The organism is Bacillus suaedaesalsae (assembly GCF_016890225.1).
In the GTDB taxonomy this organism is placed as follows: Bacteria; Bacillota; Bacilli; order Bacillales; family SA4; genus Bacillus_BS; species Bacillus_BS suaedaesalsae.
The window spans coordinates 1-16167 of sequence record NZ_JAFELM010000027.1 but is presented as its reverse complement, the minus strand read 5'-3'; the positions used below and the strand labels follow the sequence as shown (position 1 = coordinate 16167).

Genomic DNA, 16167 nt, shown 5'->3' with positions numbered 1-16167 from the left:
TGTTCCTCCTTAAGAAAGCGCAGGCTGCTCGATAGCAACTGGCCACTCTTCTAATCTAAATGCCATTTCCCAGAAGGAATACTCATACTGACTGCTAATCCAAAAATGTTCTCGCATTACATTTCGATCTTCTTCTGTTACATTTTTTGCGATTTCATCTAAACGGTTAATTTGTTCTTCCACTAACGTTCGGAACCAGTCTGCTCCATACGCTGCAATCCATTCTTGATAAATAGGTTCTTCCGGTACTGAACCTTTCAATCTTTCTCCAATTTCATAGTACAGCCAATAGCAAGGTAATAATGCTGCGATTATATGACCTAAGTGACCATCTGCAGCACGGTAGAGATGAGACGTGTACGCATAGGCAGAAGGTGCTGGTTTGAAGGCAGCTTTTTCTTCTTCCGTTATTCCTAATCGTTTTGAAAAATTCTCATGCAAGCTTAGCTCTGCTTCAGATGTGCCTTGAGCGTGTGCAGCCATTCGAGCGGTCGTGTGTAAATCACGTGCTTTTGCCGCACCTATTGCTTGAACTCTAGCAAACTGCTGCAGGTAATATGAATCTTGTAATACGTAGTACCGGAAGCATCCTACCGGCAAACTTCCATTTGCAAGCCTTGTTACAAATGGATGGTTAAAGCTTGCTTCCCAAATCTCATTAACTTCTTTCCTCAATTGTTCTGAAAACTTCATGATTATCCCTCCCGTTATGGTTTGAATAATTCCACTAGTTTTAGGTAGAGGTGGTTTTTATGTATATAAACAAAAAAACCACTTTTCTTACAGAGTACGTAAGAAAAGTGGTTAGTATCAGAAATAAGTTTATACAACTATTCCATCCTCCACTTCCCTACGCTGGTATAATCCAGATCAGGTTCAAAGGGTCTTAAAGTCTCACTTTAATCTCAGCCTTTATGAAGGCACCCCTAGCGGTAAATTATTCGATTAGTTTTCGAATTCATCATAAGCATTTCCAATTTGTATGTCAACAATGAATTTTCGAAACATGCTAAATAATATGTGTATAGTCTTCGAATTATTCTACAATTACAGCAGTACCGTAAGCAATGATTTCAGAAGCATTTTGCATAACAGCAGATGTTTGTAATCGCATACCAATAATAGCATTGGCACCTTTTTCTTCTGCATCCTTCACCATTTTGGATATCGCAATTTTCCTAGTGGCTTCCATCATTTCTGTATACTCAGAAATTTCTCCACCAACAATCGTACGAAGACCTGCAATTATATCTTTACCAATGTTTTTTGACTGAACCGTACTTCCTTTCACAAATCCTTTTAATTCTTTTACCTCTTTACCTGGTACAAAATCAGTAGTCACGATAATCATTTTCATCTTCCTCCTTTTTCTCTTTCAAACGGTCACGTAAAATCAGTAACAGCAACACTAATAAAGATAAGCCGTTCAAGGCAAAGCAAACAATTGCGGCTATATACTGTTGCTGCGTTAAGAAATAAAAACCAGCTAGTTGAAAAACAACTAATGAAATTATTAGTCCATATTTCATATTTCTCACCCTCTTAGTTCGATTGTACTGGAAAAGAGTAGCAATAGGAAGACTGAGTTAGCACCATGCCTTAGACACTTGTCTAGCCTTATAATTATGATTTTATTTCTAATATGCAAAAAAATACCATAGTGGGGTCACTATGGTATTTTTCGCTTTATTTAATTTGAGAAAGCTTTTCTACTGCGTTGTTTGTAAGCTTAATTGTCTCAAATAACTCATCATTTTTCTCATCTTGGTTTTGGACCGTTGCTGTAATTTGTTCGATTGCAGCAGTAGTTTCTTGAAGAACTGAAGCAAAATCGTTTACAGAACGTTCTACTTTATCTGTGTCTTGTCCAATCTCAGTAGCTAACTTTTCAAACGAGATAATTTCTTGTTGCAATGACTTTATATGTGTATCTATTCCTTGGAATATTGCTTTTGTTTGCTGAGAAATTGAAATATTCCCTTCCATTTCAACACCAATGTCTTGCATTTGTCCTTGTGTTTTCTCTGTGCTGACAGTTATTTCGTTTAAGTTTGAAGAGATTTGTTTTGCTGTTAGTTCAGTTGTTTCGGCTAGTTTTCTAATCTCCTCAGCCACAACGGAAAACCCTCTTCCACTTTCTCCAGCACGTGCTGCCTCAATAGAAGCGTTTAATGCAAGTAAGTTCGTTTGCATTGTAATCTCTTGAATCGCTTGAATTGAAGAAGTCGATTCATTTACAAACTGGCCTAATTTCTTCATTTCTTCAGACATAAATGAAATTAGTTCTTTAAAGTGCTGCATTTTCTCTTCTAATTGTATTGCTCTTTCACTACCTTGTTTTGAATCATTCACACTTTCATTTGTATGACCACTGATCGTCTTTACTCGGCCAAGCATACCTTGAACTTTGCCATTTGTACTTTCCACAACATCCATTATATCTGTAACAGCATTGGATTGAGACTGCATTCCAGTTGCTACTTCTTGAATAGAAATATTCACTTCAGAGAAGGATTGTTGGTTAACTGCAGCTTGTTCACTAATATCCTTCATGTTGTCAGCGATAATGACTGTATTGTCATCAATTAGTTTTCGAGTTTCTTGTTCCTTGGTAAGACTTTCAACCATTTGAACAGAAAATTCTTCAATCTTATTACTAAATTGCTTAGCAATTACGTCCTGTAAATAAAGAACAACGAATACTAAAGCAAGTAATAATAGTGCGTTAGGTAAATTTGCTATTAATTCTGATCCTACTGTTAAGAAATAACTAACCATTAGTCCCGCTGATAAGACCATACCTGTAAACAGTACTTTTCTATTCAAATAAATTGCTGCACATGTTATTAAATAAAACGGCATTAAAATATTCGTTTCTGATGCCCCACTCGACATAATGACTCCTAGAACACCAGTCACACCAACTATAGAAAAATAAGGAATGACCTTCGTTAATCTTTTCGTAAAGTGAAGGATTCCAGTAATCGCCGTAACTAAGCTTCCGCCTATTAGCGTATACAAAATTACTTTGAGTTCTGCACCAATTAATAAATCAACAATAACTGCTAAAGATACCGAAATAATTAGCATGATAAACATAATCTTATTCTTACGTCGTAACGTTTCTAGCAATATTAACTCTTTATCCAAGTTATTTAACCTCCTTTTTTATATTTCTACGTTTTATATCGGATTAGAAGCGTTAATTTTATAAGTGTAAGTTTTTCCAATTAAAAAAAGACTTAGAAATACTCTAAATCTTATTTCACTTATGCTGTTGGTAACCCTTGATTAAAGCTAAACCTTTTCAGAAATCCTCTTAAGTTTCAACTCACTTACATCAGCAGCAACTTCACAGTCGGAATATCCGCTTCTGCCCAATCCAAAGCTTTCAACTGCTCTAACTTAAACCAACGTAATTCCTCATGCTCTTTATTAACAGGAGATCCAGAAGTGATTTTTGCATTGTATGTGACTAGTAGTATCGTAAACTCCGCATATTCATGAAGAGTTTCTGCAATTTTGTCATATACCTCAATATCACATTGTAATTCTTCCTTTATTTCTCGAATAAGGGCATCCTGCTCGTTCTCATTCCTTTCTACTTTCCCACCTGGAAACTCCCACTTCCCTGGCATAGACATCGTAGTGGAACGTTTTGCACAAAGTATTTCTCCTAGGTCATTAACAATTACAGCCCCAACCACTTTGAGCTCATTCATGAAAAAATATCTCTCCTTTGGCTTGATCACTATCTATTATTATGACCTAATTAGTTGGTTTTATAGTAGAAACTAGTACAAGCATAAGAAATGAAATGAGTACCATGATGCCAGCCCATAACCACGCGAGTCCCATATTGCCGGTTTCAATGGCCAAATAAATCGCAGTAGGAACCGTTTGTGTTTTTCCGGGGATGTTTCCTGCTACCATTAGAGTTGCACCAAATTCTCCTAATGCTCTAGCAAAGCTTAAAATACTTCCGGAGAGCAGATACGTTTTGGCAAGTGGCATGGAGATATGATAGAACACTTGCTTACCATTTGCTCCATCCACTCTAGCCGCATCCTCAATATCTGAATCCACTGATTCAAATCCATTTTTGGCGGATTGATACATTAACGGAAACGATACGACTGTAGAGGCAATGATAGCAGCCCAAATTGTAAATACAACTGGCTGATCAAATATCCACTCAATCGCTTCCCCTATTGGACTATTAACTCCAAAGACAACTAACAAAACAAATCCAATAACTGACGGTGGTAATACTAAAGGCATTAAAAATAATGTCTCTACTAGAAGCTTTCCCCTAAAATTCCTGTGAGCCATTCCTTTAGCTATTAACGTACCGAAAGTTATGACAATGATACTTGCAATAATTGCAACTTGTAACGATATTCTAATTGGGTTTATTAATTCTTCAAGCATTTAATCATTCAATCCCTTAAAGCCATATTTTTCGAAAATAGTAATGGCCTCTTTACTTTGTAAAAATTGATAAAAAGCACGAGCTTCCTCAGCATGCTTTGTATTTTTTACAACTCCTGCTGAATACACGAGTGGTGTATGGAAACCTTCAGGAATTTCGTAAAGAACTTTTGCCTTCTTTGAGACAGAAGCATCGGTTTTATATACAATTCCTATTTGTACATTATCACTTTCCACATACGATAATACTTGACGTACATCCTTGGCAGGAACTAATTTATTTTCTATTTCATCCCAAACATTCTCAGCTTGCATAGCTTCCTTTGCATACTTTCCAGCTGGTACCGTCTCTGGTATACCAATAGAAACCCTTTTGATACTGTCGTTTGATAAATCCTTTAATGATTGGATTTTTAATGTCTCCGTGTTCGTCCCAATGACTACAAGTGAATTGCTCAATAAATCAGCAGACTGATTTCTATCAATTAAATTCCCGTCTACAAGTTTAGTAAGGTGCTCTTTCGAAGCTGATAAAAAGACATCAGTTGGTGCCCCTTGCATAACCTGTTGTTGAAGAGAGCCGGTAGAGCCAAGATTATAGTAAATTAAAACATTTTCGTTTTCTACTTCAAACGCTTGCTTAATTTCAGCAAGCGCATCTTTTAAGCTAGCAGCTGCCGAAACCGTGAGTTCTATCTTTTGATTTGATGGACCGGAACAACTCGTCAATATAACTAAACATAATATAAAAAGTGACCTTTTCAATATTCTTACCTCATTTAAACACATAAGTTATCCCTATTGTACCTATTTTCCTTTAAAATAGTAATAACTTACCCTTACATAATTACCACTATGTTGATGACACTATTTGAAAGGACAGGATTTTTTATACAAGGGCTACGTCCGCTACGTTTTGATAACGTCCTGTTGAAAATGCAGAGTTCGGCACATCCTTTACAAGCGCGGGAGCAGTGGGAAGCAAAGCACCTGTAACGGAAATCAAAATCATTAACAAGGCCTACATAAAAGGAGAGCCCAAATGGAGACGAAAGAAGAATTACTTCAACAACTAAAGTTAATTGAGAAATGGGAAAATGATCAAAAAGGTTTATGGTTTTGGGAAAAAATTGGACGATTGCCTTTTAAGCTATTAGATAAGATTACACCAGCATTTGTTCAAAAGAAAATTGGTGTATTATTAGATGAACTAGGACAGTACATACAAAGTGGAGGAAAGTATTTAGTTCAGGAGCAACAGATTGTTCATAAATATCAATCTAAGTTTAGTGAAGAAATCTCAACGCTTGATGATATTTCAACTGTACCATTACACGTGATGAATCAAGTATGCTTAGAAGTCGTTCAAAATCGTCAGAACTTCGCGACTGTTCAAGGGGCATCCACAGGTTTTGGTGGAATTTTCACTTTATCAATCGATATCCCTTTACTTCTTGGTCTTTCATTAAAGACACTACAAGAAATTGCAATGATTTATGGATATGATCCAAATGATCCCGCGGAGCGCATTTTTATCGTAAAAAGCTTACAATTTGCTTCCTCAGATATTGTGGGAAAACAAGCGATATTAAATGAGCTAACTGATTTTTATCACCGCAGCGAACATCAAAATGAAATGATGAGTCAACTCCAGGGATGGCGCGAAGTCATTTATACCTATCGTGATCAATTTGGTTGGAAAAAGCTATTTCAATTAATTCCTGTTGCCGGAATGATCTTTGGGGCATTTGTAAATCGATCTATGATTTCAGATATTAGTGAAGCAGGTACCATGCTTTATCAAAAAAGAAGAATAATGGATAGATTACAAAACCAATAATAAGAGAAAAAGATTGAAGGTGACGTTATGGTTTTAACAAAAAACTTAACCGAAAGCATCAAGAAACATGCTCTGCCCTTTCAATGTCCTGATGATTTATATCCACTTATACATGCGGCTAGTCATGCGAAATATGTGTTACTAGGAGAAGCCTCACACGGAACAAGTGAGTATTACAAAACGCGAACAGAAATAACAAAGAAACTAATTCAAGAAAACAACTTTAATTTCATTGCTGTTGAGGGAGATTGGCCTTCGTGTTACGAAGTAAATCGATATGTAAAAGGCTATGACCATACATACAAAAATGGAAAAGAAGTACTTGAAGCATTTAATCGTTGGCCGACATGGATGTGGTCAAACGAAGAAGTATTAGAACTCATTGAATGGTTAAAGAAATATAACGAAACACAAGAAGTGAAGGTTGGATTTTACGGGCTAGATGTTTATAGCCTTTGGGAGTCAATGGAGGCTATTATCGCGTACTTAGAAAATACGAACTCTCCACATATTGAAAAGGCAAAAAAAGCGTTTGAATGCTTCGAACCTTTCCATCGTCAAGCTGAACAATACGCAGTCTCTGCAGCCATTTATGGAGAAGACTGTATGAATGAAGTTCTTGATTTACTACGTACAATGACAGCTAATAAAAAGTATTATGAAAACGATACAGAAGCATCTCTAAACTTACTCGTAAATTCCTTAGTGACAGCCAATGCTGAATTTTACTATCATACGATGATTACAAACGATAATGAATCCTGGAATATTCGTGACCGTCATATGGTACAAGTGTTAGATCATGTTTCAGAGTATATTGGTGAATCCGCAAAAGGGATTGTGTGGGAGCATAATACCCATATCGGTGATGCTCGTGCAACTGATATGTATTCACAAGGGATGGTAAATATTGGCCAACTGACACGTGAAAAATATAACATTGAAAGTGTGTTTGCAGTTGGCTTTGGATCATATAAGGGGACAGTGATCGCATCTACGAAATGGGGTACTCCTTATGAAGTGATGAATGTTCCAGAAGCAACACCCGGGAGCTTTGAATATTATTTACATCAGGCTAGTAGTGGTGATAAATTCCTACTATTTAACGAGGATAATCAACATGAATTTTCAGAAACAATCGGTCATCGTGCCATTGGTGTTGTTTATCATCCCGAGTATGAGCATATGGGAAATTACGTACCTTCTCGAATATCCCAGCGATACAATGCATTTATTTATCATGAAACGACTGAAGCATTACATCCTATCACTGTAAATCATGTCACCGTTTAAGTGTTGCACTCTATGTGCAGCACTTTTTCTACGGTCTCCACACGCACATTTGGATATTTATGGTATTACCAATTTATTATGGCTGTTTTCGCAAAGATTTTTGTTTATCTTATTGCAGAAAGTTTAATTCATCTTAACTCTTCCAATATATGAATCTATTTTTTGATCAAGCTCTTCAATAAGTCGGAGTTCTTTCTTTCGGTCCCATGTTACATAATGATGAGAATGACCGGGGAGTTTTCCCTGTTCATCAGCTAAATGAACTACTTTTTGCAGAGGATCTAATTCGTAAGCTCCATCAGGTAAAATGGAATCTGTATGAAACAATATAGCGCGTGCTATCGCTTTGGCTGCTAGTTTATTTTCACCCAGCCTGACAAGCAGCTTATGCGCTCTTTCTGCTCCTTTTATTGGATGTATATCAAACTCTTTATATTTTCCATAGTCCCATTGACCATTTCTCTTATACCAGTCATAATGACCAATATCATGTAAAAAGCCTGCTTTCACAGCCCAATCTGGATTCACGTTATATTCCTTTGCAAGCTTAAAAGCGTGATAAGATACAGAAATTGCATGCGCCATGCCAGATCGCCTTACGAATTTCTCTGCAATTGGATGTTCGTAAATTTCCTTTAATGTTACTTGTCTCATAAGACGCCCCCTTAACTTAGTTAAATTATCGATATATTACATCATCTGATCTTGTAATTCAATCATTTTTTTCCCTTTTTACATGGTGAGTAAACGATCTGATATGAGAGAAAGGTACGAAATGTATGACTGAATGGCTTATTCATCTTTTTGAAAGTAACATACCATTTGCCCTGCTACTTAGTATTCTTCTGAATGTTATCATCAGTATCCTAGCTGTTGTTCCAAGTGTGTTTATTACAGCTGCGAACATTGCTGTATTTGGCTTTTGGGAAGGAACATTACTCTCATTAGCAGGTGAAGTACTTGGCAGTGTAATTTCGTTTCAGTTGTATAGACTAGGATTTACGAAATTACGTAGTCAAAACTGGGACTCAAACCACATCGAAAAACTCCGTCATGTGCAAGGTGTGCAGGCATTCATCATTATCTTATCTATGCGCCTTCTGCCTTTCGTACCATCTGGATTAGTAACGTTAGGAGCTGCGTTTGGGACAGTCTCACTACCTACTTTTGCAATCGCAACGTTAATCGGCAAAATACCAGCCATTCTAATGGAAGCATACTCTGTACATACCTACTTAAACTGGGAAAATGAAGCAAAAGTCTGGTTAACGGTGATAGGCATTTTATTAATTGGAATGTATTTACTATTTAAGAAAATGAAATAGAACCGGAGTGAAGCATTTATGAAAAAGGGGACAATCATTCTTCTGAATGGAGTTTCTAGTTCAGGAAAATCCACCCTTTCAAAACAATTAACCAATCTTTTACCAGATTTTTTTCATCTTAGTGGTGATGATTACGATTTAGTCATAGAAAAGATGGAAGATCGAGTGAATGAAAGATTAATACCCGTACCTACTGAATACTTTATTCACAGAACCATTGCTATGTTTTCAGATAAAGGAATAAATTTAATCGTTGATCAAATATTACATAATGATGAAACATTTGTTGACTGCCTAGAGGTCCTTCATCATTATCCTGTTTTATTTGTTGGCGTCCACTGTCCGTTAGATGAGCTATCTAGACGTGAAAAAGAGCGTGGTGATCGAAAGATTGGACAAGCCGTCTTTCAATTAGAATACGTCCACCAGCAAAAAGAAGAATACGACATTGAAGTAAATACAAAGGTTAACACGGTCGAAGAGTGTGCAGAATTGATTGTTAAACAGTTGGAAAAACCGATGAACGGTTTTTCTAAAACTTATTCCACTCATAAAAATCAATAATCTCCACATTTTTTGGAAATGCTTATTTAGAAACTGAAGAATTGGAGATGATGAAATGGATAAGAAAGAAAACAGGCAACAAAATAAGAAAACGAAGTCTTTTCAAGAGCTTTCTCAGGAAATACAAGAAAATCCTAACTTAAAGAACGCTCAACCAACTCTTAATCCTGATGATTTTGAGGAAATTGAGTATTAGGCCCAATACATGGGTCTTTTTATTTGTTTTTCTCACCTATACCCCCTTCCCTTTAACGTATGAATCTATTTATCTATGCTAAAAACAGTTCCAATTCGTTGACTATATTTTAGTTGTATTGTAAATTTAAAGTATCTAACTTAAAGGAGTTGAGTTCATTGGGAAGTTTTATAGATTAGAAGGATTAGGCATCAGTTTCATTGTAAAAACGAGTATACCTGCCTTTAAATCAAGATAACCGGGACAAACTTTCTAGTTGAACTACCTCATCTACTCTAAACCCCAAATAGTGATCTTCAGGCATTGGACCTCGTTTCTACAATATATATTCTCATTATTTTGAATAAAACAAACATTCATCTAGTAAATATTACTATTACAACAAAATCAGGAGGTGTAATCTTTATTAGCCACTGGCTAATAAAGAGACTGCTTGGACATATTTAATATCATTATGGTGGCCCTATTAATTGTATTGACGGGATTTTTTGTTGCTACGGAATTTGCGATTATTAGAATTCGTAGTTCAAGAGTTGACCAGCTTGTTTCAGAAGGAAACAAAAATGCAATAGCCGCCAAACATGTAATATCGAATTTAGATGAGTATTTATCTGCTTGTCAGCTTGGTATTACCGTAACCGCGTTAGGATTAGGTTGGATTGGTGAATCTACAATAGAGCATTTACTACATCCTGTTTTTGAAGCGCTTGATATCACACCTGCAGCTTCAGGGATACTCTCAATCATTATCGCACTAAGTATCATGACGTTTTTGCATGTCGTAATTGGTGAATTAGCACCAAAAACCATTGCCATTCAAAAGGCAGAACGAGTTACACTTTTATTTGCAAAACCTATTATTTTCTTCTATAAACTTATGTACCCATTTATCAAAACTTTAAACGGATCAGCGCGATTTATTACAGGATTATTTGGTTTAAAGCTCGCTTCTGAACATGAAGTAGCACACTCAGAAGAAGAACTTAGGTTAATTCTTTCCGAAAGCTACAAAAACGGAGAAATTAATTCATCTGAATACAAATATATGAACAACATCTTTCAATTCGACGACCGTATCGCAAAAGAGATCATGATACCACGAACTGAATTGATCGCCTTTAGCAAAGATATGCCTTTAGTTGAATGCATTCGACTGGCATCGGAAGAAAACTATACACGTTACCCTATATACGATGGAGACAAGGACCATATTATCGGGATGGTCAACATGAAAGAAGTCTTAACTGATTATATTAAAGGGAAAAAGCAGGAAGTAGCTATCCAACACTATTTGAGACCAGTTATTCAAGTTATTGAATCTGTTTCACTGCAGGACCTACTCGTAAAAATGCAAAAAGATCGTGTTCATATGGCGATCTTAATTGATGAATATGGTGGAACAGGTGGACTTGTAACGGTAGAAGATATACTTGAAGAGATCGTTGGAGATATTCGTGATGAGTTTGACTATGATGAATCACCAGATATAAGAAAAATAGATAATAACAAGACCATATTAGATGGAAAAGTTCTTGTTGAAGAAGTAAACTCACTTTTCGGTTTAAATATTGATGATACAGACATTGATACAATTGGTGGCTGGATTTTAAGTGAAAAGATGGATGTTCAAAAAGGAGACGTATTGTCTGTAGATGATTTTGATTTCCATATCGTTGAAGTTGAAGGATTCCATATTAAAAAAATTAAAGTTGAAAAGTCATTCATACAACGTTCACCAGCGTAAAGAGAGGATTTACTCCTCTCTTTTTATTTTATTGTTTTATCATTTAACACTTACATATTTTGTTGTCTAATAAAATTTAAGGACCATTCTACTCGCAGTAAGTAGTACCAATAACATGGAGAAATATCAATATAATTAGTACACAACAGAGTTGGGGTAAATTTAAGTAACCCCCACCCTTTTTGATTTTATGTGTAAAGTGCTTATTGTATTATAGCCCCCGTTAGTTTAAGTGAAGCTTTTCACAATGTTTCCATATTATTCTCGTAACTAGCTAATGCCTTCTCATCATGTTTATATTCAATACCGCTTTCTACAAAAACCTAATACCCCTCAGCTTAATTTTATACATAGGAAACCATACAAAAAATTAGTTAATTATTTTAAGGTCAACTCACTCGCAGGAGGAAAAGTTACCTATTAACAATCTCCGTTATGGTATTCTAAATTATTTTTCTCTAAACTCAATCTCAAAAATAAATTAAATCGTCAAAATCATCGTCTAAATCAAAACCATTACAATAATTCACTTTTAGTTATATCCCACTTCCTTAGCAAAAATCTAAACGGAAACAGCGTAAAAAAGGCAAAATTATATCATATATATCATATTGAGTATATTGGGAAAGTTGTGAAATAAATAGCTATTTAATAGCCATTAAAGTGAGTAATTTTCCCAATACAACTAATTTACTAGTGTGATATAGTTGTATAAAGGTCGACCTAACCAAATACATTAGTAAAGGTAGGTAGGAAACCTTATGTTTACAAAGAGCATAATAAAAGTAATAGCAATAGTACTGTTTGGAACGACTTTCCTCGGCTTTGCGAATAGTAGTGCCGCAGAAGTATCTACAGTTCCACTTATTGAAGAGCCGCCTCAATATGTATATGAGGATGCAGGTATATATTGTGGAACTTATTGTGGTTGGGAAGTATATAAAAGAGAGAACTTTAGTGGTCAAACTCCACAACAATTTAAAACTTGGTTAGGTTATGTAACTGGAGCGACTGGATTGGGAAGTACATTTTATGCTAAAGCAGCATCAGCACTTATGCTAACAGCATCAGCACTTTATGACTTGAACGATGCATTAAGTGGTGGTGCTTATGGAGTAATGACAATTTACAAAAAGCCAGGGTATAATAGATATGTAATCATGTCTATTTCGTATAATAGAGATGGTTCATTGCGTTCTGCAAAGTACGGTCAACAAATGAACAATTTAGATCTAATTAGACTAAGATACTGGTAAGGGGAATTTAAATATGCTGTATAATTTTAAAGCTAGAATTATAGTATGTATAATAATAGTTGGATATACCTTTTACATCCGTCCAAAGGTTGGAGAATGGACTAATCTAACATTCACATTAGTTGCGCTTTTATACTTTATTAGTTCTATAATATATAGCTTTAAAAACAGAAAAAAAGAACTTCATTAGAGATACATATCTTAGTTGTAGCCCCCATAGTTGAAACACTCAGCTATCGGGGGCTATATTAAATTAATAAGATTTGCTGGCAAACGAATTTTAGATTTTTAATATTCGAGACGCGCCATACATCTGCCGATTTTTTAGCCCAAACATTAAAGTCCTGCATCTGTACGTTTGTAGCATTGTAATATTTCACAATGTGTCTGAACTTTTCCACTAGAAATCTTCTCTAAAAACAAAACATTTCTATTTAACATGATTATTACTATTCATCATCATATTCTTTTCGTTGTTGTTTTATAATTAACAACTGATAGCAACTAAGTTTAAGAAAACAGCCTTCATAAAAAACCTCCATTTTAAACATAACATCTAATTGCTTATCTTTTATGATTCGTCATTTAAAGATATTATTATAATAGAAATAAAAAAACATTATGATTTTAGTTAGTCGAGTAGAAGAGAGTCTCTCTACCCTTCGGTAGATTGTACTCTCCCCCCTCACAGAACCGTGCTTGCGCTATTCACGCACACGGCTCCTCCTAGTTACCGTTCACAAAAGGTAGCTTGTCTCTTTCAAGTATAACTTGCTACTCCTGCTATCTTTACTAGTTTTGTTTCCATTTATTAATCCCTACCTCTGTGTGTAGTAAATGTATCGCTAGCAAAGGTGGTAACTTGGTAGCAGCCTTTCCTCCATCGGCATTACCCAACTTCATTGGTACTACGCTGCTATCCGACTCCCTAATCGGCGTTTAGCTTCCTTGCTTTGTATCGCTTGTACACCATACTCTTCTATAATAGAAAAGACCGATTAGGGTCTCCCGAGTTGCCGTATCATATCAATGTGTTACGTGCCAAGGTCTCTGACCCCAGAGAGGTTTCATTCTTCTTGCCATTTACGAGGAATGAAATATTGCTTTCTGTCGAAGTTAAAACATCAGCCCTCTCGATTTACTAACATTATGGAGCTCAATCCCTTCAACCATTTGGCTTTCGGCCCGCAACCTAACTGTCTACGCTTAAAGACTAAAGTTACCTTTAGCCCTCCAAGACTCGCTACGAGTGAAAGGCTAGTTCTTACTCGACGGGAATCCCACCCGTTATATGATACGACCTAGGCTCGGCCGCACAACTTCCCTTTAGTAAAAAAATTTCAGCCCTCAACCATCTTTATATAAGGTATTTCTATTCCGTTAACTATAACAATAAATGCTGGAGTATTTGTTTCATAAATCATAGTCCCAACTGGTAACTTATTTGCCGTCCCGTTTTTAAAACCACTCGCTTTGCTAGATTGTTTACTTATTTCTCCAATTTGTTTACCTAATGTGTAATCTAATTCTGTCACCCAATTTACATCTTCAGCATTTGAATATACATATCCTCCAAGTAAAAATATATCGGCCCCATCTATTTTCAACATTTCTTCAGGGGATGGATGTTCACTTTGATGTGTACTAATGCATCCTACTAAGAAAAACAAAAATAAAATTGATGTAAAATAGATCTTCATAGTTTTTATTGTAATACCCCCTACTTCCCCGTTACTTTAATAAGAACATTGTGACAGAATGGCAAAACCTATAACTACTATTAATATCGTAAAGATTTTAGTGAGACACCCACCTTTAAGTAATGCTGATGGATCTCCTATAACAGAATGGTTAACTGCATCAGAAAAATTCCCGTAGGATTGTGCTCAAGCTCTTTTCTCCGCATTTTCTCTTGGTTATCTATACTCACTAAATCATCCCCTTCGTATATGCTGCTTTCATAAGTTAAGAAGTAATACGGAAGGAAAAGCTTATTAGTTTCACTATATTGTTTCTTTAAGTTTTCTTTCCTTTAGTATAGTTGTGTGTATAAACTAGTATGTATATTGAGTAAGTTAAAGAAGCACTCTGTACGAGTGCTTAGTTCTTTAGGATAGGATGGTAAATACTTTATAAGCGATATATAGTGTCGCTAAGCCTGCTAATGGAGAAGCAATTTTACTGGGGATTCTAAGAAGCTTCAGGATATATACTACAATGAATCCTAATATTAAAGTAACTCCAATAAATATCGTCAACTGCAATGCTAGATTATTTGAAAACTGTTCTAATGGGCTGAAATCAAGTTTTTCCATACTTCACCTCTAACCAATATATCGGTCAGAATAAAATAAATTTTATATATACCCTTGATTCTAGAATTTTACTATCCTTTCCGTTACTTCAATAAAAGAAGCGATCCTTCAACTTAATGAATCTTCCAGATAATATAAATTAGAATCTCCTTAAATGTTCATAATAATAGCAACATTAAAAAATGGAGGATTCTTATGAAGAAAAGCCTTTTAATATTGATTGCCTTTGTCACTCTTTTTTCTTATTCTCCTGTTCAAGCTGAAACCGAAGCTAAAAAAGATATAAGCTTGCGTGATGATATAATCCTGAATTTGCTATTTCTACCCATTTACAAAGCAATTGACAACCATTTCGGCAAACCGAAACAGTTTTATTGCGAAAAGATTCTTCAAATAAATGAAAAGGTAGAACACGAAACTTACCGCTACTATAATGTCACCGTACAGCTAACAACATTTGAAGGTGCTCACGATTTACCATATGATTTAGTAACTATCACCTTTAGTAATAAATACAGTATGGAGTGGAGGGCTATTGATGTAAAGAGCAGAAGGTTACAGCCAAATGAAATAACTGAATGCAAACATCCTCAATAGAAAGGATTCTCTCCAGGAAGTTTCTTCAACTAAACTTTCCCTTTAGTTCAACAACCATTGTTTCCTGTAGCTTAAGTGGTAACAACTCCTCCTTATTCCCACCCCTAGAAACAATCTGTTGAATAGCAAGTAAGATTAAAATGCTGATAAATTCTAAGAATCGAAGAATAGGATAAAGGTCAGGATTTCATAGATTTCAATCATTACTATAACAGTGATTATTATTTCAGCAATAGCAATAAAATACATTGATTTATTTAATCTTTTCTTATGAACCAAGTACAATAGAAAAGCAATCAATACTGAAATTATAAGTGAAACAATTGACGGAAAAATTAGAAACTTACCAAATTGTAAACTAAAATTTAAATTACCAATTAGAAAAAAATAAAAGAAGATATAATTTACAAAAGAAATAAATACTATAAATTTCATCTTAAAAAAATTATCTAATATTTTCATCTGTTCCCCTCCTTTTAAATAAAAAATAATAAACTGCCTTTTTTATATAATCTTAGAAAATTGACCAGTAGAATAACTGGCCAACTAGAAAAAGCTATATTTAATAAACGACCTCTCTAATCTTAACCTTGTTCAACTATCCTT

18 protein-coding genes and 1 riboswitch are annotated in these 16167 nt (G+C 35.2%); of the genes, 8 read left to right on the top strand and 10 right to left on the bottom strand.

Annotated features, from left to right (window positions below):
* Window positions 1-9: 9 nt before the first annotated feature.
* From tenA to modA, 7 genes are all read right to left on the bottom strand, one after another.
* Complete coding sequence (gene tenA, locus JR050_RS08700) at window positions 10-693, bottom strand: thiaminase II (RefSeq protein WP_204203116.1); 684 nt, start codon at window positions 691-693, stop codon at window positions 10-12.
* Between the two features lie 137 nt (window positions 694-830).
* Window positions 831-938, bottom strand: a riboswitch (TPP riboswitch).
* A gap of 98 nt (window positions 939-1036) precedes the next feature.
* Complete coding sequence (locus tag JR050_RS08695; RefSeq protein WP_204203115.1) at window positions 1037-1351, bottom strand: YbjQ family protein; 315 nt, start codon at window positions 1349-1351, stop codon at window positions 1037-1039.
* The gene (locus tag JR050_RS08690) at window positions 1332-1529 is read right to left on the bottom strand and encodes a hypothetical protein (protein ID WP_204203114.1); all 198 of its coding nucleotides are present in this window, start codon (window positions 1527-1529) and stop codon (window positions 1332-1334) included. The genes JR050_RS08695 and JR050_RS08690 overlap by 20 nt, the downstream gene beginning before the upstream one ends.
* Before the next feature lie 157 nt (window positions 1530-1686).
* Entirely contained in the window at window positions 1687-2271 is a 585-nt protein-coding gene (locus JR050_RS20805; RefSeq protein ID WP_430392872.1) for a methyl-accepting chemotaxis protein, read from the bottom strand.
* A 1064-nt stretch (window positions 2272-3335) separates the two neighbouring features.
* Window positions 3336-3722, bottom strand: coding sequence for a (deoxy)nucleoside triphosphate pyrophosphohydrolase (locus JR050_RS08680; RefSeq protein WP_204203113.1), 387 nt, complete (start codon window positions 3720-3722; stop codon window positions 3336-3338).
* A 46-nt stretch (window positions 3723-3768) separates the two neighbouring features.
* On the bottom strand, window positions 3769-4431 hold the full coding sequence (gene modB, locus JR050_RS08675) for a molybdate ABC transporter permease subunit (RefSeq protein ID WP_204203112.1): 663 nt from the start codon (window positions 4429-4431) through the stop codon (window positions 3769-3771).
* On the bottom strand, window positions 4432-5196 hold the full coding sequence (gene modA / locus JR050_RS08670) for a molybdate ABC transporter substrate-binding protein (RefSeq protein ID WP_239454229.1): 765 nt from the start codon (window positions 5194-5196) through the stop codon (window positions 4432-4434).
* Between the two features lie 277 nt (window positions 5197-5473).
* Here modA and JR050_RS08665 point away from each other — a divergent pair, with 277 nt between their 5' ends.
* Both JR050_RS08665 and JR050_RS08660 read left to right on the top strand, forming a co-directional pair.
* The gene (locus JR050_RS08665; protein WP_204203110.1) at window positions 5474-6271 is read left to right on the top strand and encodes an EcsC family protein; all 798 of its coding nucleotides are present in this window, start codon (window positions 5474-5476) and stop codon (window positions 6269-6271) included.
* A 27-nt stretch (window positions 6272-6298) separates the two neighbouring features.
* A complete protein-coding gene (locus tag JR050_RS08660) occupies window positions 6299-7564 on the top strand; it encodes an erythromycin esterase family protein (protein WP_204203109.1) in 1266 nt (421 codons plus the stop codon).
* A gap of 123 nt (window positions 7565-7687) precedes the next feature.
* Here JR050_RS08660 and JR050_RS08655 read toward each other — a convergent pair whose 3' ends face one another.
* Complete coding sequence (locus JR050_RS08655; protein WP_204203108.1) at window positions 7688-8218, bottom strand: HD domain-containing protein; 531 nt, start codon at window positions 8216-8218, stop codon at window positions 7688-7690.
* A gap of 125 nt (window positions 8219-8343) precedes the next feature.
* On the opposite strand from JR050_RS08655, the gene JR050_RS08650 reads away from it, so the two are divergent.
* From JR050_RS08650 to JR050_RS08630, 5 genes are all read left to right on the top strand, one after another.
* Window positions 8344-8889: a TVP38/TMEM64 family protein gene (locus JR050_RS08650; protein ID WP_204203107.1), complete on the top strand. Its 546-nt coding sequence runs from the start codon at window positions 8344-8346 to the stop codon at window positions 8887-8889.
* Window positions 8890-8907: 18 nt separating this feature from the next.
* Complete coding sequence (locus tag JR050_RS08645; protein ID WP_204203106.1) at window positions 8908-9453, top strand: chloramphenicol phosphotransferase CPT family protein; 546 nt, start codon at window positions 8908-8910, stop codon at window positions 9451-9453.
* A gap of 55 nt (window positions 9454-9508) precedes the next feature.
* A complete protein-coding gene (locus JR050_RS08640; protein WP_204203105.1) occupies window positions 9509-9649 on the top strand; it encodes a hypothetical protein in 141 nt (46 codons plus the stop codon).
* 433 nt (window positions 9650-10082) lie between these two features.
* A complete protein-coding gene (locus tag JR050_RS08635; protein WP_239454227.1) occupies window positions 10083-11393 on the top strand; it encodes a hemolysin family protein in 1311 nt (436 codons plus the stop codon).
* 761 nt (window positions 11394-12154) lie between these two features.
* Window positions 12155-12649 carry a hypothetical protein gene (locus JR050_RS08630; RefSeq protein WP_204203104.1) on the top strand — a complete coding sequence of 165 codons (495 nt, stop codon included), beginning with the start codon at window positions 12155-12157 and terminating at the stop codon, window positions 12647-12649.
* A 1340-nt stretch (window positions 12650-13989) separates the two neighbouring features.
* Here the strand turns inward: JR050_RS08630 and JR050_RS08625 are convergent.
* Both JR050_RS08625 and JR050_RS08620 read right to left on the bottom strand, forming a co-directional pair.
* Window positions 13990-14349, bottom strand: coding sequence for a hypothetical protein (locus JR050_RS08625; protein WP_204203103.1), 360 nt, complete (start codon window positions 14347-14349; stop codon window positions 13990-13992).
* 408 nt (window positions 14350-14757) lie between these two features.
* Window positions 14758-14964 (bottom strand): hypothetical protein, encoded by a 207-nt coding sequence (locus tag JR050_RS08620; RefSeq protein ID WP_204203102.1) that lies wholly within the window; start codon window positions 14962-14964, stop codon window positions 14758-14760.
* 195 nt (window positions 14965-15159) lie between these two features.
* Here JR050_RS08620 and JR050_RS08615 point away from each other — a divergent pair, with 195 nt between their 5' ends.
* Complete coding sequence (locus tag JR050_RS08615; protein ID WP_204203101.1) at window positions 15160-15561, top strand: DUF3888 domain-containing protein; 402 nt, start codon at window positions 15160-15162, stop codon at window positions 15559-15561.
* The last annotated feature ends 606 nt before the right edge of the window (window positions 15562-16167 follow it).